The organism is Halostagnicola alkaliphila (assembly GCF_055379965.1).
In genome coordinates this window covers 44,848-62,356 of the sequence record NZ_AP043825.1, presented here as the reverse complement: position 1 = coordinate 62,356, position 17,509 = coordinate 44,848, and the positions used below count along the sequence as shown (strand labels likewise).

13 protein-coding genes and 1 pseudogene are annotated in these 17,509 nt (G+C 54.2%); 7 read left to right on the top strand and 7 right to left on the bottom strand.

The features are described from left to right. Positions 1 to 84: 84 nt before the first annotated feature. The 3 genes from ACZ5C7_RS02455 to ACZ5C7_RS02445 form a co-directional block, all read right to left on the bottom strand. Entirely contained in the window at positions 85 to 1,356 is a 1,272-nt protein-coding gene (locus ACZ5C7_RS02455; RefSeq protein WP_464375035.1) for an ethylbenzene dehydrogenase-related protein, read from the bottom strand. A gap of 15 nt (positions 1,357 to 1,371) precedes the next feature. Beyond that, positions 1,372 to 1,854, bottom strand: coding sequence for a DUF892 family protein (locus ACZ5C7_RS02450; RefSeq protein ID WP_464375034.1), 483 nt, complete (start codon positions 1,852 to 1,854; stop codon positions 1,372 to 1,374). Positions 1,855 to 1,943: 89 nt separating this feature from the next. Further along, positions 1,944 to 2,516, bottom strand: coding sequence for a hypothetical protein (locus ACZ5C7_RS02445; protein ID WP_464375033.1), 573 nt, complete (start codon positions 2,514 to 2,516; stop codon positions 1,944 to 1,946). A gap of 104 nt (positions 2,517 to 2,620) precedes the next feature. On the opposite strand from ACZ5C7_RS02445, the gene ACZ5C7_RS02440 reads away from it, so the two are divergent. Then, positions 2,621 to 3,049: an arsenate-mycothiol transferase ArsC gene (locus ACZ5C7_RS02440; protein WP_464375032.1), complete on the top strand. Its 429-nt coding sequence runs from the start codon at positions 2,621 to 2,623 to the stop codon at positions 3,047 to 3,049. 12 nt (positions 3,050 to 3,061) lie between these two features. Further along, positions 3,062 to 4,390, top strand: a complete 1,329-nt coding sequence (locus tag ACZ5C7_RS02435; protein WP_464375031.1) for an MFS transporter — start codon at positions 3,062 to 3,064, stop codon at positions 4,388 to 4,390. Between the two features lie 683 nt (positions 4,391 to 5,073). Here ACZ5C7_RS02435 and ACZ5C7_RS02430 read toward each other — a convergent pair. Together ACZ5C7_RS02430 and ACZ5C7_RS02425 are read right to left on the bottom strand one after the other, a co-directional pair. After that, the gene (locus tag ACZ5C7_RS02430; protein ID WP_464375030.1) at positions 5,074 to 5,886 is read right to left on the bottom strand and encodes a DUF6036 family nucleotidyltransferase; all 813 of its coding nucleotides are present in this window, start codon (positions 5,884 to 5,886) and stop codon (positions 5,074 to 5,076) included. Then, a complete protein-coding gene (locus tag ACZ5C7_RS02425; RefSeq protein ID WP_464375029.1) occupies positions 5,883 to 6,806 on the bottom strand; it encodes a helix-turn-helix domain-containing protein in 924 nt (307 codons plus the stop codon). The genes ACZ5C7_RS02430 and ACZ5C7_RS02425 overlap by 4 nt, the downstream gene beginning before the upstream one ends. 797 nt (positions 6,807 to 7,603) lie before the next feature. Between ACZ5C7_RS02425 and ACZ5C7_RS02420 the strand changes: the two genes are divergently transcribed. Next, entirely contained in the window at positions 7,604 to 8,500 is an 897-nt protein-coding gene (locus ACZ5C7_RS02420; protein ID WP_464375028.1) for a DNA-binding protein, read from the top strand. Positions 8,501 to 8,710: 210 nt separating this feature from the next. Then, entirely contained in the window at positions 8,711 to 9,637 is a 927-nt protein-coding gene (locus tag ACZ5C7_RS02415; protein WP_464375027.1) for a transcription initiation factor IIB, read from the top strand. 139 nt (positions 9,638 to 9,776) lie between these two features. Here ACZ5C7_RS02415 and ACZ5C7_RS02410 read toward each other — a convergent pair whose 3' ends face one another. Continuing rightward, positions 9,777 to 10,067, bottom strand: coding sequence for a hypothetical protein (locus ACZ5C7_RS02410; RefSeq protein WP_464375026.1), 291 nt, complete (start codon positions 10,065 to 10,067; stop codon positions 9,777 to 9,779). Between the two features lie 288 nt (positions 10,068 to 10,355). Here ACZ5C7_RS02410 and ACZ5C7_RS02405 point away from each other — a divergent pair, with 288 nt between their 5' ends. Genes ACZ5C7_RS02405 through ACZ5C7_RS02395 form a run of 3 tightly spaced genes read left to right on the top strand, consistent with a single transcriptional unit; the run spans position 10,356 to position 16,424 of the window. Then, on the top strand, positions 10,356 to 12,863 hold the full coding sequence (locus ACZ5C7_RS02405; RefSeq protein WP_464375025.1) for a TerB N-terminal domain-containing protein: 2,508 nt from the start codon (positions 10,356 to 10,358) through the stop codon (positions 12,861 to 12,863). Continuing rightward, positions 12,860 to 14,203: an ATP-binding protein gene (locus tag ACZ5C7_RS02400; RefSeq protein WP_464375024.1), complete on the top strand. Its 1,344-nt coding sequence runs from the start codon at positions 12,860 to 12,862 to the stop codon at positions 14,201 to 14,203. Before ACZ5C7_RS02405 ends, ACZ5C7_RS02400 begins: the two co-directional genes overlap by 4 nt. Next, entirely contained in the window at positions 14,178 to 16,424 is a 2,247-nt protein-coding gene (locus tag ACZ5C7_RS02395; protein ID WP_464375023.1) for a DEAD/DEAH box helicase, read from the top strand. The genes ACZ5C7_RS02400 and ACZ5C7_RS02395 overlap by 26 nt, the downstream gene beginning before the upstream one ends. Before the next feature lie 95 nt (positions 16,425 to 16,519). Here ACZ5C7_RS02395 and ACZ5C7_RS02390 read toward each other — a convergent pair. Continuing rightward, positions 16,520 to 17,481, bottom strand: a pseudogene (locus ACZ5C7_RS02390) (transposase). Between the last annotated feature and the right edge of the window lie 28 nt (positions 17,482 to 17,509).

The following is a 17,509-nucleotide window of genomic DNA, read 5'->3' as shown; positions in this document are numbered from 1 at the left end:
TCGGACTGAACTGTCCGTTCACTACAGGTGCGTATTGAACGGCAATCACCTGTCCGTGAATTGGGGTATACACATCCCCTCTAGTTATTCGAGAAACGATTCTGGACCCTTTTCATAGAACTCCCACATCGTTATCTCCGCATTCCGGATCTCCTCACTCATGATGTGACTATCGCTAGTGAGATTGGTCCAGTCGAGTGTACCAGGGAAAACGAGTGGAATAGTGTAGGTTGTAATCTCGCCCCAATCGGGTCTTTCCCCGTCGAATGCTTTGGCTACGAGTTCAGTCGTTCCATGGGAATGGGACTCGCCGCGATAGTCCGGCTTGACGCCGAGGCCGAGTTTGTACGGATACGCGACCCAATGCCAGCGCTTCCCAGCACCGTGATGAACCGCTGGAGTCCAAGTGTAGATGCCACCTGGCTCAAATTGCTTCGTATCCGCCGGATGGTCGGTCTGTAGGTCACGCCACATCTCGACGATCCACTCCCCATCGTCCCAGGTTCCAGTCCCTCGCCAGTCTGCCGCGCTGCCCTGGGGTTCTCGAAGCGGACGTCGGGGAATCATCGCTCCCTCCCATTCGGCGACGCTGGGATCGAATTCAACCGCATCCTCCAGTTCTAACGCGTACGTACCGTCTTGCTGATCTGGAAAGGTTCCCTGCTGAATCTCGTGATAGTCCAGTGCGCCGTTTTTGACGACATCGGGGTCCCACATGTACTCGGGACCGTCTACAGGATCCCAGTCCTGTGTCGTGTATGTGTTCTGGCCCTGATCGCTATGGCGATAGTCGAGGACGTGGTGGTCAGTTCCGTACCCCTTCGGATTGCTCCGATGAGCTCGCCACATCGGGAGATCGAGAAAGACGCCGTCCTGTTTGAGCCGGTCGAGCTCCGTCTCAGATCTGATCTGTCGCCAGTCGTTCTCCCACCATTCCCCTTCAGCAGCCTGTGGAATGTACTTTCGAATATCGGTCTTCCCGAGGCCGTCGTCACCAAAGTGATCGTGCTCTCGAACGGTTTGTTCGGATACCTCACTGGGCAGAGACCGCATTCCTGTATGGACGGTCAGCCACCCTCCGAACTCCTCGAACCCTCTCACTGAACCGTCATCGAGCAGGAAACTAACGCGATCTTCGTAGAACCCGGTATGTTCGTGCGTATCGGTCTCAGCGATCCAGGGTGAGGGATCGGCGAACTGCGTCCACTCGCCATCGCGGTAGACTAGCATATCGTGAATCCAGCCACCCGGGTTCGGCTGATCCCATCGAAACCGGAAATAGATCTGTTCTGAATTATACGCTATCTGCGTATCGAGTCGCTTCAACTTCTGTTCCGGCCGCCAGAGGTCTGTCATACAGGATTCTTTAGACTATTCGATCCGCCGTCGTTCAACGATTGCTTCCATCTTGGTGAGTGCAGCCCTCGCTTCTTGGCGGTTTGCCGCCAGCTCCGTCGTAATTTCCTCAGAGAGTTCTAAGTTCGCCGCCAACAGTAAGAGTCGGTCGAGCACCGTGATTTCGAACCGTTCATTCATCATCCCGGTGCTCAACACGTCCAAATCGCGGAGTGCTGGCGGAACATCGGTCGAGACGATTTCATTTTTCTCTGCGAGGATCCCTTCCATAACGGGACTTCCTGCGGCTTGTGGCTCTTCGTCCAACTCTTCGAACATTCTCTCAATCCGATGGATTTGTTCGACCGTATCCTTCTCGTGATCCGTAAAGAGCACCTCGACATCTTCACTCGCCGCGGCTTCCGCGAGATCCGCGTGAAGATCGAGGATTTCCAGTTCTGCGTGATAGAGCTTCTGTAGTTCCCGTTCGAACATCTCGGTCGGTGTCGTGGTCGTCATTGATTAGTTCTCCTCCATGACTGACTGGATTAGTAGTGTTGCTGTGCCTGGTCGTGCCTGAGTACCAGTGTTTTGTATACCACTGATGATCATCCGTCAAACACCTGTTTGCGAATGTGCTCCTGAACTTCTCGTGTGTCTACGTCCTCGCTTTCGAGCAGTATCTTAAGCTCGTGTGATGACAGTTCGTTTCCAGCCGCTAAGTCCTCTAGAAGTGATTCCTGCGGGAGCTCCACTGCATCGATGTCGATGTCCACGTTCTGGACGAGCTTTCCCTCTCGCCGACCTACCCGATGAAACGCCTCGGTCAGCAACTGGTCCGCAACCGGGCTTGGTCTGTTCGCGTCTGTGCTTAGTCTTGCGTTGATTCCCGTACTATGTAGAAGAAACGCGAACGCGTCACGAACACCGTTGGATAGTTTCCGATTGTCCGTAAGTGTCGTCTGTTTTGTCCCTGCCGTACCAAACAACTTCTCACGCTCATCCGCTTCAAGATACTCGAACAGGATGGTGAAATCGAGCAACGAATTGTACACGCGTTCCCGAATATCTCGACGGCGTTGGTAGCGCTGTTGTTTCGCGTGTTCACCCTCGTAGCTTTTTTCACCCGTTAACCACCGCCGGTCTTCTGTCGTGAGCATCGCATTTTTCCGGCCGGTCATAGTTTGTCTGTGAGCCTCAGTATGGGAAAGTACCGCCGTCGGCAAATCTATATCGATTGACCGTATAGGAGAATATATTTATTCCCGACCCGTGATGTAGGCCTATGACCAAAATAGCGTTCGTCTGTGTCGGGAACGCCGGTCGCAGTCAGATGGCGACCGCGTTCGGCGAACAAGAGCAAAGTAAGCGGCAACTTGAGGATACAATTTCCATTGTTACTGGCGGGATCGATCCTCATGATCACGTTCACAAGGACGTGATTACGGTGCTCAACGAGGTGGGAATCGACATCAGTGATCGACAACCACGCGAAATCACGGAAAATGACATCACTGACACTGAATACATTGTCACGATGGGATGTTCGATCGACGAATTTGCCCCCGATGACTGGGATGGAACGACAGAAAGATGGGAGCTTGTCCATCCTGGGGGTGACGATCTGGACGCTGTTCGATCTCAACGCGATGAGATACAGCAGCGTGTCGAGGACTTTTTCGATCGAATCGACCTATTGGGCACACAACGATAAACGAAACCACCAATGGCTAGAGAACAAGTCACAGTTGAGGCAGATGAAACGGGCCCACTAGATACGTTTCAGCAGTTCTTTTCGCTTAAACGGGACGTGCTCGTCCTCTCGTTGGCGATGTTCGCGTTCAGTCTCGGGTTCCAGATGACCAACCGGTTCCTGTCGGAGTACCTCGTCTTTCTGGGGGCCTCAGGGCTCGTTGTCGGAATCTGGGGCTCGTTTGGGAACGTGATCGGTGCGGTGTATCCGTATTACGGTGGCGTAATCTCAGATCGTGTCGGTTCTCGCTATGCCCTGACTGTCTTTGGCTTTCTGTCGGCGATCGGGTTCGGCATCTGGCTGGCAGCCGTCTTCGTTGATCCCATCGACCTTGGTATCCTCACCATCGAGCCGTGGGTGTGGGTGTTCGTCGGTCTGTTGCTCGCTCAGTGCTGGAAGTCGTTCGGCATCGGCGGCCACTATGCCATCGTCAAGCAGGCCACGGAACCGGATCGACTGGCCCGCGGGTTCGCTAGCACGGAGACGTTCCGGCGGACGGCCTTCCTGCTCGCCCCGCTAATCGTCGCGGTGTTGGTCGCCGATGAGTTCATGCCGGGGTTCCTGTGGGTACTCGTCATCGGGATCGTCTTCGCCCTTCTCGGAACGATCGTCCAGCACGTCATGTACGAGGCCGAAGAAGATTCCGTGGGCTCCGAGTTCGAAGGCTTCGGACAGATCCTCGATGATCTCAGAGCGCTCCCGGAACCGTTGCGGCCACTGCTCGTGGCGGATACGTTCGTTCGATTCGCCAACGGGATGGTGTACGTGTTCTTCATCCTGGTGATCACGCAGATAATGGACATCGGCTGGACAGTGAACGTGCCTGCAGTCGGTGCAATCGATCTGGCTCCAGCAGCGTTGTTCGGGGTACTCACGGGGATTGAGATGCTTGTTGCACTCCTAACAATGGCACCGGCGGCGACGATCGCCGAACGTACCGGTCTTAAACCGGTCGTCGGTTTCGGGTTCTTTGTCTACGCCGCGTTCCCGGTAATGCTGATCTTTGCGCCAGAGAACGTCTGGGTTCTGATCGCCCTGTTCGCGTTTTCCGGATTGCGATTTGCTGGCCTCCCAGCACACAAGGCGTTGATCGTCGGTCCAGCAGAACGGGGAGCAGGTGGTCGAGTCACCGGTTCATATTACTTTGTGCGGGGAGCTATCGTAATCCCCAGCGGTTTGCTTGGGGGAGTGCTCTGGGAGTACGTAACTCCCGAAACTGCGTTCACGATCGCATCGATTATCGGAATAGTCGGAGTCATATACTTTGCCATCTACGGGAAAGAATTTGAGGCGTACCAGTAGACATCCATCATTCTCTTCCCAGTCTCCGAGACCTCCACTTGATCTTTCAACCGTTATATTCCGCACTCTGTCTTAACAGATAGTCAATGGAAGGAGAGACACTCTGACAACTGTGTCACCTGTACTTACCGTTCGTCGGCTAGTCACAGAGTGGGTATGAGTACCGTTCTATGACTCCCCCTACCATATCTACAAACAACTCCATGGCACCCCTTTGCTCGAGGATCAATTGGGGGCGATAGATGGATTCTACAAGCACCCCATGCAGTCCCTTGGGGATCGGCTTTCAAGAAAACAAATCCTAATAAACCGTATTCAGACAAACACCTTATGGAAGAAGCGATCTCGAGCGCCTTCTAGATGAACAACCCTATGCAACTCCCCCTGATTGACCGGGTTGTGGCTCTCGAAAGTGAGGATTCAGGAGAACGTCCCTTGCTATATCAATACCTTGTGACGAGAAGCACTTAAAGGGAAATCTGTTTTTCAGTGCGCTTTTAGCGTTCTTGGTGAAAGACATAGTTGTCAGAGGCTCCCCAATCTGGATACATCGGTTGAAACCGTGATGAGGCTCGTTCCGGTGTCTCATATCGATTGGGGAGAATTCCTATCCATGGATAGGAAATGTATCCAACGAGGTGCATCACCTGGGCTCAACGGAAAAGAGTCCTATATCCCTGACGTCAGATCGTCGTCGAAAGCCGCTCAATGCGGTCATCGGTTCCTTCGACAGCGCCTTTCTCCTCGAGACGCTTCACGATATCCTGTAGTTCAGCCGTAGAGCAATCGAGTTCTTGCTGCAGGGTGGGAATCAATTTTGGTTCGTCGAGGGCATGAAGCACTTCGAGTTCCTCGTAGACGCGCCCTGTAATCTCCGCGACGGGGTCGTGCAACGGTGTCATCACGTTATGTTGTTCGGTGAGATCAGTCAACGCTTCGTTCACGTAGGTCACGAACAACTCTTGCTCTAGTAGTCCGATCTGCGCAGCGAGTTCTGCTTCGACGACGTCGAAATCGAGACCAGTCTGCATCAGCGAAAACATGTCTTCGATATCGTCTACCCGTCCGGCGACCGCTTTGAACAGGAAGATATCTTCTGGGCTCACGAGCTCGACCACAAGATTACCCGGGTCAAGATACCGCTCGCCCCGCTGGCGAATCCCTTCAGAAAGAACCAGTTTGTCGATCACCTGCTGGTTGAAGACATCGATACGACACTCGTCCTCATTCTCGAGGATTCGCTGGGCACCGAGCGCTTCGTATTCGTCATCAGGTTCCCGAACGATATCGTATCCACATTCGAGGAGTACTGCCTGGAGCTGTCCCAGATGCTCGCCGGACGAGACGATGAGATCGATATCTTTGGTCGTATCCTTGAGCCCACGGAACGCCATCGAACCACCGCCGATCAGGAAGACGGTGAGCGGTTCGTCGAGCTGCTGGCCGATGTGCTCGAGTTCCGACCGGATATACGAACTGTCGAACCGCGCCCTCATGCTGTCACCCCGTAGTCCTCAGCCAGGTCCTGAAAATCCTCCCACTCGGGAAGTCGAGACGTCCGCTGCTCACCGCTCGTGTCGAGATACGTGAGCAGATCCTCGACGAGATCGTCGACGACGTACTTCACGGCCTGGTCACGCAGCTCGTCACGGTCGACGTCGACGTGGCTGAGCAAGAGCAGGCAGTACGACTGGGATCGCGCCCCTGAATCAATCACGAGCATGTGACAGCACAGTATCGCCGGGGAGAGGTCACTCATAGACTCCGAATAGAGGGAGTACCGGCGGTCGCGGGCCAGGAGGGGCAGGTCGTAGGCTTGGAACTGCTCTGGCCCGGTCGGGATGAAGTCATCGCCGGTGATTTCGTTGGCGGTCTGCACGAGGAACTCGTCGAGGGACTCCCAGAGTATGGTGTAGGTATCGGTGTGTTGTTCGACGGTCTGGCGATGGTCGTGGTGGGCGAGTTCCCGAGCAAGCGTACTCAACTGTTCGAATCCCTCATTCAGCGCATATGCACCCTCGTTGGTCTGGTAGATGATCCCTCGATGCTGGAGTGGATTAATGGCGCGATGGACGGTACTCCTGTGAACACCGGCCTGGCATGCTAGGTCCGCTGCGGCACGCGGTGTCTCGAGATAGTAGAGGACACGAAGCGTTGCGCCCGACAGCAATTCAGGCCACTCGATGTGAAAATACTCTTGGGTGATGTCTGCGAGGATCTCGAGTGCTTTTGCGTCCGATGGTCGAACCTGCTTTGTTTTCCCTTCTCGACGCGTCTCGACTAATCCAGTCGTCTTGAGGCTCTCGACGAGTTCGGACGTGTAGCTGAGACTACGGTCGAGTTGGGTTGCGAGTTCGGAGACTGTCTGCTCACCGTGGAGGGCGGCAAGCGCGTGGAGCTCGCTTTCAGTGAGCATTCTGTTGCATAGTTACGAACTGTTGTATAAATAACTTCGCTACCTTGCAACAGGATCGTCTAATCCAACTGAAACTCGAGGAGTGAATAACACGGTGAAAGCCCTCGCCCGCTCGGCATCCTCCGACCCACTCTGTGCTCCTCGTTCCTGTGGTGCTTGCAGGGTCGAGGGACGACCGAAACGGTCTCGCCCTTCCTGAGTCCACCAGGATGTCTGCTGGATCTCCGAGCGTTGAATCCGGTTGAGCGGGTGGTTCGTTACGGTCCGCCCCGCTCGCAGCGTTCCGCCCTCAGCGTTGCTCACGGCTGCGCCGTTCGCTTCGAGGCGTTCCCTCCGGTCACGCCTCGCTTCGCTCGCGACCGACCAGTCCGGGCTGCGGTGACCGATCCGCACCGCTCGCTCACCGTTCCGGGCGTCTGGTCTCGGCGCCAGCTTTAAGCGCGTTTTCGGTTGCGCCCCTCGCGGGCTTTCGCGTTCCAGCGCTTGGTGCCGCCTGCGCTGGCGCGCGCCACACTGCGGCGCGCGTTCTCGCCGACAGTCACCCTGGACACGGCCCCGCAGTCCGGGCCGGACACGAGAAACGGCTTACAGCTGGACGCTCGCTCCGGGCGGGTCTGCGCGCGGTGCTGGTTATGTGGCCTCCCTTGGGCGCGCTCTCGCTCGCGCCCAGAGGGCGCTCACGAAGGCGCGAGCGAGAGCGCGTGATGGATAGTTGGTCGGTGTAGATAGCCACGGCTGGAGAGTCGTGGTGTCGGAAGAAGACGCTGAGTGAGCGCCTTCGGAACCAGTGAGTTCCAATGTCAAGTAAGAACGTCACCAGTGATGTAGTTTCGGTCGATGAACAGGCATTCGAGAAACACGACGAAGCCGAGGACAACGAAGACGGTTTCGAAGTCGTCGACGAGACCCCGGAGTTTCAGGCAACGGTCGAGATGGAAGTGCAAGCAAAGGTCGATTCCAACCACCCAGACGCGCGGGTCGAAGAAGGACCGGATCACCTGTTCGGGAAGACCCTCGAGCAAGAAGAACGCATTCAGGCGCGGGAGGCTGAGTTGGAGCGCATCAGTTCCCAGGCCGAATTCGGGATGCAAGAGGGTCGAGAGAAGCGAACACGAGATATCGCGGCAAAACGAAGTGCGAAGTGGCGGATGGCTTTTCAGAAACGGAGAGCGAGCGTGGATCCGTTGGCGGATCCAGAGCGGGACGATCCCCGTGCAGAACTCGAGCAGGAGCAGTTGGGTGCAGTGAACGAACAGTCGATGCGGTTGGCCGAGAAATTGAATGGATGGTCACGGGCGGCTATCAGCCGGCAGTTGGCCGAGGCGGTCATCAACGAGAAGGACCTGATGAGCGCGGTTGTTGAGGTGTTCGAGGAGCTCCAGACGGCGCCCGGGCAGGTGATCCCGATTGGGCACGTCGAGGATGTGAACCGGAAGGAGGTGAGCATCGAGGGAACGATTACACAGCTGTGGGAGCCATCGAGTCCGGCCATTGCCCAGGTCGGACTCATCGAAGACGAGAGCGGTCGGACGAAATTCACGAGTTGGAAAGCATCGGATGCCCCGTGGATGGAAGAGGGCGAGCGCGTGCGGATTCACGGAGCAGCGCGGAACTGGTATCAGGGGCGCGTCTCAGTAGCCCTGACTGGCTGGAGCACCGTCCTATTCCCCGAGCGCGGTCGGTGGTGGGAGTAGCCTGCTAACGCGGCCTTCTTTTTTGCTGATGCCCGTTCACCCGCTTCCCACCGCCCCACCCGACCTCCACGGTCCGGGCGGCTCATAGAGCCGCCGGGCTTTCGCCACAGCAAACTACTGCGCCAGCACCGCACCGCTGGTGTTTTTCTGCCCCCTGATGGGTGAGGGGCGCTCGGAAAGACGCGATCTGCGTGCCCTCTCGTGAGTATCATGGCAACCAGAGAAATCTATGAGACGGACTTCGATGAAGATGAACAGGCTAACTCCAACTCGAATTACTGTCCTGAATGTGGTGGTCGGGTCGCTACCAACGCGGTCGAAATCGTCTGCGAAAAGTGTGGCCTCGTCGTCGACGAGCAGCAAATCGATAACGGCCCCGAATGGCGAGCGTGTGATCGCGACGAGCGCAAACGGACGGGTGCAACACTCACCGTAGCGCGACACGACCGAGGCCTGTCGACTGAAATCGGACATGGGGCTGGTGCGAATGGGAGGACGCTCTCCGGACGAAAACAAAGGCAGGTCGCTCGGATGCGACGTGAACACTCTCGAGGGCGGTTTCGGTCGAAAGCTGAGCGCAATCTTGCACAGGGACTCGGTGAAGTCCGCCGAATCGCAGGTGTGCTCGAGTTGTCTGAGACGATTCGTGATCAAGCGTGCCAGCTCTTCCGTAGTGCACAAAACGAAGACTTGCTCCCTGGACGATCGATCGAAGCGGTGGCGGCGGCGAGCGTCTACGGTACCTGTCGGTGTAATGGACTTTCGCGTACGCTCGAGGACGTGACGGACCTCGCACGGGTCGAACACTGGCGAGTTCGGAACGCATACAAAACGGTGAACACGGAACTCGGACTTCCAGCTACGCCTGTGACTCCGCGCGAGTTCGTGCCCCGGCTTGCCTCGGAACTCGAGGTTCCTGATCGGATTCGTCACCGAGCGACAGAGTTGGCTGAGCGGGCGGAATCAGCGGGTATTACGACGGGCGTTCGTCCATCGGGATTCGCTGCTGCCTGCTTGTACAAAGCAGGACGTGAAGACGGGTGGTGCCTTACTCAGTCGGCTGTTGCAGAGGCTGCAAACGTTTCAGTAACAACAGTGCGGACCCATCGTGATGTGATAGACGAATTGATTGTGTAACGGCCACACTGTAAATTTTGAGTGTGTTCGGTCTATAGGCTCCATACAGCGCAATTGTTATGATAGATATACACATATTGTATAACTGGAAGGCTTTAATTAAACCCGAGTTCTTGGAACCGAAGTGGTCACTGAATGACTACTCATCAGAGAACTCTCTGAAATAGCATAATTTCAGTGAGGAGTCGCTCACCCGCCAGAGCCCCTGTGGCCAGAACGACTCCTCATAACCAAGTAACTGGTTGATCGTCTCTGACTCTACATCGAGAGAATCATCGTAGCTCTCCACGACGTAGACGTCAAGTGCCGGGCCACCGTCCCAATACTCGTCGCGGACGTGTTCTGTGTGTGCCATCGGTCCCACGCGCCCGGTCGCAGTGTACCGGCTCTCCGAGTTGCGGTAAATCAGGAGCGGGGCGTCACGCTCCATCTGTTCCAGATTTCAACGGTTACGCTCCCAAGAGCCCTGTTCCGGGTCAGTCTGAACGCCCCAAACGTGGGCACATTCAGCGAGGAGTTCGAAGTTCTCGTAGATACCGCGGGCAAAGCTGAGGTCGCCGTCGACGTGGTCGTAGATTCACCTCGGTCATTCTACTCGGAAATTGGGAAGGATTGATGGTCTTGCTGTTTAAACTCTTACAGCAACTATGGATGGGGCTAGCGCATTGGAAACGCTTGGGTGTTCAATACCGTTCTCAGATCAGGGTGGGTCTAAGAGATGACATCGAAATCAAAAACGATAGCGGCCTTGCTCGCCATTTTTCTTGGCTTGTTTGGCGCTCATCGGTTCTATCTACGATCATACGGTTGGGGTGTCCTCTATCTCTTATTTTTCTGGACGCTGATTCCTGGCCTGATTGGGTTTGTGGAGGGGGTGAGGTACTTATTGATGGACGAGAGCAAATTCACTGCTAAATACACTGAAGAGTCCGAATCGGTAAATGAAGCAAAGCCGAATGAGACTCCGTCGGAGTCAGAACGCCGAAGCGCAAATACCTCGGCTGGTTTCACTATGGAGGTGTCCGTCGGTAATGGAGGCGAGGTTTCGGTTGGGTCGCAACTCGACGAGGAAGAGATGTTTGATCAGTCTTCGAAAGCGTGGGTTCCGCCCGGAGAGGAGGTCTCAATCAATGGGTATGAGATTCCTGGTGGGATGGTTTACATTGGGACGGAGCTAAGTTCGGTTGATGGGGTTCACGGAGTAGATGCGTGTCTGATCAATCCGACGCTTGATGTTGATGCTAGTGCGTCTGATCCGGATGGGACTCGAATGTCGTATTGGCCGTTGTATTCGAGTATTGATTCGGGTTGTCGAGCGACGTATCTTGAGTGGTTGGCAAATGGTCGGCGTAATCCCGACGTAGATATCGGGTATGTGTTCCTGTTTTTCTATGGTCTCGAACGACGGGTGCTTTTTGATGCACAGCATTCGAGTCAGGCGCGTTCTGAGATTCCACGCATCCTTGCAGAGGTGGAGGAGTTGCTAGAAGTTTATGCTGATGAGAGTTCCTTCCCGGGGTACGCAACGCGGTTTTTGAACGCGGTGCGCGCTAAATACGACCCTGGGTCTCTTACGAAGATTTCTCATACGAGTCGAGGACGAGAGATTCCATTAGGGGAACGGGTGAGGATTGGCCGCAAGATTGCCGAGGAGGGGCCGCTTGATCCTGAAGTTGCATTTGAGTGGTTTGAGCGATCGTCGAACACGTATTTACGGACGCCAGGGAAGCGGTGCGAGGAGGAGTTTAAGTCGCTATTCTTTGAAAAGTACGAAGGACGCTTTGAGGAGGGATTGCTGGAGGATCTCGATACAGCACCTCTCACGATTAGCTATAGGTCTGCCAGTCGTTCACTGCCGGACTTAGGGGAAATCGAGATTGATGGTCTGCCGGATATTGCTGCCCTGTCGGAGCCGCTAGAAGCCATGCAGGAGTTGGCTAACGAGTGTTGTGATGAGTTAGACTCGTACTCTCGACACGTCGGGAAAAGCGATGATCGAGACAGTCTAGAGGCATTATCATTCCTTCCCGAATCGCTTCTCGATGATCATCAATCTGAGCCACTGACTGACTGTATCCGGGCGATTGAAAATGAGTTGGGCGGATCTGAAATGGTCGAGACGGACCTCGATCTGTTACTTGAACATTGGCCTGTCGACTCGGGTGGAGATGTTCGGAAACGTGATCTGCGTCGGCTTGCAAATCTGCTCGAGAAGCTTGGATTTGGTGTAGAGCCGGATACCCGGTTCTCTGCTCCGTCCCGCGGATGGGGTGATCCCGCAGTGATCTACCGGCTGCCACCCGAGGCGAGTGCTGAGACGTCTGCGGTTTCAGAAGGTATCAGACTGATTCAGAAGCTCGCCGTCAAAGTTGTATTAGCTAACGATGAGGTAGCACCTGAGCAAACGGAGTACCTCGCAGAAAACCTCGGATCGTTCCTCGAATTAGGTGACTCTGACCGGTTACGACTGGAGGCCCATCGGAGGTGGCTTGTTCTTGATTCGCCGACTCTGCACGGTGTCCGGCAGCGTGCTGAGGATCTTCCGGATGAACAAAAGCCGCGGATTGCGAAATTTCTAACCGCTCTTGCGTGCTCCGATGGGAATATTGATTCGGACGAGATTCAGGAGCTATCGAAGATATATCCAATGTTGGGATTAGATGAGGAGATGGTTCACACGCACGTTCATCAGCTTCAGACCAGTTCATCCGAAGCAGATGACGAGCCAGTGACTATTCAACAGCCAGAGTCGACCAGTGAGGATTACGAAATTCCTGAACCGGAGACTGCAGAGGAACCGAAGACCGCGGAGGAACCGGAGACGTCTGGAATCGAATTAGATCAGGATCGGGTGAGGACGACCCTCGAAGAAAGTCAAGAGGTGAGTGCGTTCCTCGCCGATATCTTCGAGGATGAAGAGGAAGAAGATGCACAACAGGAGTCCCAGCCACTAGCGGATCAGTCTCCTGATCCAGAGTCGAGCTCTACGGACAGCGAGATAGAGCCGTTAGATGAGGACCACCGCCTGTTCCTCGCTGCACTCTCGCAGAAGCAGCAGTGGGATCGAGAGGAGGTAGAAGAGTTGGCTCGTGAACAAGGGTTGTTCCCTGGAGCGGCAATGGAAGTGATAAATGACTATGCATTCGAACTGGTTGAAACACCCGTTATTGAAGGAGCTGATGAGATAATGGTCAATGAAGAAGTGTCCGAGGAGATGTTAGAATGAGCGATGATAAGTCTGACCTCGAAGCAGCAACGATTCGGGCCCGTGACCGTGATGCAATCGTTCAGTCCCTCCAAGCGGGTCTTGTACCCCGGCGTGGCTTACAACATATCCAAGTCGGGCGTGCGAAAGAGGTGAAGGCCGTAACAGACGACTTAGATCGGATTGCTGACGGGGGGTCCGCAGTTCGGTTCATTATTGGGGAATACGGGTCAGGGAAGACGTTTTTCCTCAATTTGATGCGGTCAATCGCGTTGGAGAAACGGCTCGTCACGGCGCATGCAGATTTGACACCCGATCGGCGCTTCCGGTCAACGTCAGGGCATGGTCGTGCGCTTTACCAACAGTTAGCTCAAAACCTTTCGACTCGCGCAACACCGGACGGTGGAGCACTTCGAAGTATTGTTGAGCGATTCATCGCGGAGGCCAATCGTGAAGCGACCAATCAGGATGTCCCGACTGAAGAAGTCATCCGGGATCGGTTAGACGAACTTTCAGAACTTGTTGCGGGGTATGCGTTCACGGACATCATCGCTCTGTACTGGGAAGGGCATCAGGAGAACGATGATGAGCTGCAACATGCAGCGTTACGGTGGTTGCGTGGTGAGTACAACACGAAAACAGAGGCGCGGAAGGTTCTGGATACACGCGTTCCGATTATTGACGATTCGAACTGGTATGAAATGACGAAGCTGATGGCTCGATTCGTTGATTTGGCAGGTTATGAGGGGCTGTTGATCAATCTTGACGAGATGGTGAACCTCTACAAACTGTCCCACACAGGGGCGCGGAAAAGCAACTATGAGAAGCTACTATCGATTGTGAATGACGGGCTGCAAGGCCAAACGGTTGGTCTCGGCTTTCTCTTTGCGGGAACGCCGGACTTCCTCACCGATACAAAACGTGGTCTGTACAGTTATGACGCGTTGAAAACGCGGCTGGCTGAAAGCACGTTCGCTTCGGATGAACTAGTGGATATGAGTGGGCCTGTCATCCGTCTCTCCAGCCTCACACAGGAAGATATGTTTGTGCTTCTCCAAAAGCTTCGTCATATTCACGCTGGCGGGGATCCTGATAATTATGTTATCCCGGATGAAGCAGTAGAGGCGTTTATGCGCCATTGTAATGACCAAATCGGGGCCGCGTACTTCCAAACTCCTCGAAACACGATCAAAGAGTTCCTCAGTTTTCTCGCTATCTTAGAGCAGAATCCCGAGGTTTCGTGGGAAGAGTTGATCGGGGATATCCAGGTCGAGTCAGAAGGTATGGAACCATCTCAGGCCGAGGATTCAGAGTCCGCTGGGGACGACGAGGGTGATGATCTTGCCAACTTCGAACTCTAGTGATGATGAAGACACGTCTCGTCAGACGGAATCCTTTGAGCTTCTTCACGAGTCGATGCAGCGATGGGTTTGGAAGCAAGGCTGGGAGACTCTTCGTCCAATTCAGGAACAAGCGATCCCTGTCGTATTAGACGGTGATTCGGACGTTATTTTGTCAGCTCCCACCGCGTCAGGAAAAACCGAAGCTGCGTTTCTCCCGATCCTCTCAGAGATTACGGTTCAGCGTGAATCGTCTCAGAGCCCCAGTTCGGGGTTCGACGTTGTGTATATTTCCCCGTTGAAAGCACTGATCAACGACCAGTATGACCGTCTCCAAGAGCTCTGTGATGCTTGTGATCTACCCGTTCACCGATGGCATGGAGACGTCTCTTCGAGCAAGAAGCACAAAGCTCTCGACGAGCCGAACGGGATTCTTCTAATCACCCCAGAGTCAGTGGAGGCGCTGTTTCTTCGTCGACCATCGGTGTTCCATCAAGCGTTACAGAACGTCTCTTACGTCGTAATTGATGAAATACACGCGTTCATCGGGACACCCAGAGGGAAACAGGTTCAGTCCCTTCTCCATCGTATTGAGAAAGCCAAAGGCGAGTGGATTCCGCGTGTTGCGCTTTCTGCCACAATCGGGGATCATGTGATGACCGCAGAGTTCTTGCGTCCGAAAGCAGGCTCCGAAGTTGAGATTATTGAGCCTGATGGTAACCAACAGGAAATCCGGCTTCTGGTAAAAGGGTGCGAAAATAAGAACAACGGAAGTAACGAAGAAGACGAGGATGGCTCCTCGGGGACAGTTGTTGGTATTGCCGAGCAGATCTTCACAACCCTTCGTGGACAGGACAATCTTGTCTTCGCAAATCGTCGGATGGATGTTGAACTCTACACTGATCTGCTGAAGCGAGTCTCAGAGGATAGGGGTGTTCCGAACGAATTCTACGCACACCACGGAAGTCTGTCCAAAGAGATTCGGGAAGAAAGCGAACGACTGCTGAAAAATTCGAAAGCACCTGCAACGGTTATCTGTACCAGTACGCTCGAATTAGGAATCGATATTGGATGGATGGACAGTATCGGCCAAATCGGTTCACCGCCGTCCGTTTCCAGTATGCGGCAACGATTAGGCCGATCTGGACGGAAAGATAACCCTGCAGTCTTGCGAGTGTATGTGCAAGAGCCGGAGATTACTGATTCGACACCACTTGAGGATACACTACGCCCTGAACTCGTTCAGACGATTGCGATGGTTGACTTATTACTTGAGAAGTGGTACGAACCACCGAATCTGGATGCGTTGGAACTCTCGACGTTGATTCAACAACTTCTCTCGCTCGTTGCTGAGAACGGTGGGATCAGAACGGAGACTGCCTACCGTGTTTTGTGTCAAACGGGGCCGTTTGATAAAATCACGATTCCTCAGTTTAAATCGTTGCTACGGGGGCTTGCAGACCAGGATCTACTCAATCAAGCGGGTGATGGTGATCTCATAATGGGGTTGACCGGCGAGAAGGTCACCGGGCACTACGATTTCTATGCCGCGTTCTGGAGTCCGGATGAGTACCGTCTCGTCGCTAATGAGAAAACGATCGGGACACTCCCGGTTACGAGTCCTTTGGTGGATGGTAAGTTGCTGATATTTGGTGGACAGCGTTGGGAAGTCGAGTCGGTGGATCAAGAGAAGCAAATTGCGTTCTTGAAACCAGCTCCTGGGGGGAAGGTACCGAAGTTTGGTGGGGAAGGAGCGCTCGTTCATACTCGTATCCGTGAGGAAATGTTTGCTACGTACACCAGCACGGAGGTTCCGAAGTATTTAGACGCGAAGGGGGAAGATTTGCTTGAAGAAGGACGAGTTCACTTTAAACGGCTTGATCTAGAGAATCAGAATTTGATCCGACAGGGGAAGCATACAGTTCTGTTCGTTTGGGCAGGTGACCGTGTGGTGAATACGATACATATGCTTCTCTCAGAGAGGGGCTATAAGGCCTCAAAGGCAGGTATGACGTTGCAGGTCAGAAATTGTCTGCCGTCAGAACTGTTCGACGATCTATGTGAGATTTCGACAGCACAGCCCCCGGAACCAGCCGAGCTAGCCGAAACTGTGGAGAACAAAATCATTGACAAGCACGATCGGTATTTGCCAGAAAAACTCCTAAATTCGAATTATGCGTCCAAGCGGTTAGACATCGAAGGTGCATTGAATGCGATCAACGCAATTGTGGACGAGAACTGAATTTACTCGGCGGTACCCTTCCCGGTTATTCCTCGCGTGCTTCACAACAATATGGCCGAATATTGTTAACGCTCTTGCGTAGCACATTGTTGATTTCAGAGTGTCGCATGGATAGCGTGTTTGAGCGCATCTCGCCCCGTTTTTCGATATGATTCTCGGCGAAGCTGAAATGCTCTGAGATACTGTGTGAGCTTAGCCTTTGAGATGCCTTGATTTGGCTCTCTCAGGTATTGACGTGGACCTCTTCATTGGCGTATTCGCCGTCACCGTGGACGACGTATTCACGGGTGAAGGCGTCGTCCTCTTCAAGTGGCTCGTACGCTCGAAAGCCGTCAGTATAGACGGTCAGTGAGTCCTCTTGGCGGTCGGACAAAAGGAGTCGAATCGTCGATTCGTCAGCGGCTTTCGCTGAGATCACGTACCGCTGTCCAGTCCCGCGATCATTGAGGATAAACACGGATGGCTTGTCGCCATCAAATGTTCCACGTCCACGCGTGGAGAGGCCACGCGAGCGCGACCAATAATGATCGAGGGAAGTATTGGGAATAGTTGCATGGAATATTTCCACTGCAATCATCAGCTGCCGGTGATTGGAGTAAGAACTATGCCCAGAACTTAGTTAATTCACTACAGTCGCGCTCGCGGCCTTTCTTTCCGGCCTTCACCTACACTTCGTCAATTTCGACCGGCCCGACAAGATCAAGGGAAGGGCATCGAGCGCGCTGGCGAAGCGCTCGATACGCCGATGCATCGTTTTGTGTGTAACTTCGATTTCGCACTGTAGCTGCCGGAGACTCGTGTTAAATCGGAGAAACGCATAAATCAAGAACAACCACCGGCGGAGTGCAATCTTCCAGTGAGTGAAAGTTATATCTATTTTGTCATTTAATGTGCGGTCGCAATCCTTACAGAGATACTGCTGAAAGTTCCCGTAGCTGCCGTTTCTGACCGTCAAGTCAGAACGTCAGCGAGGACAGGAAACACCGTCACGCCAGCGAACCTGTTGGAGCAGGTCTGCTGCGACCGATTCCGACCCAAACACATCTAGCGGGATCATCCGTGTCGGGCACCGCTGACGCGGTGCC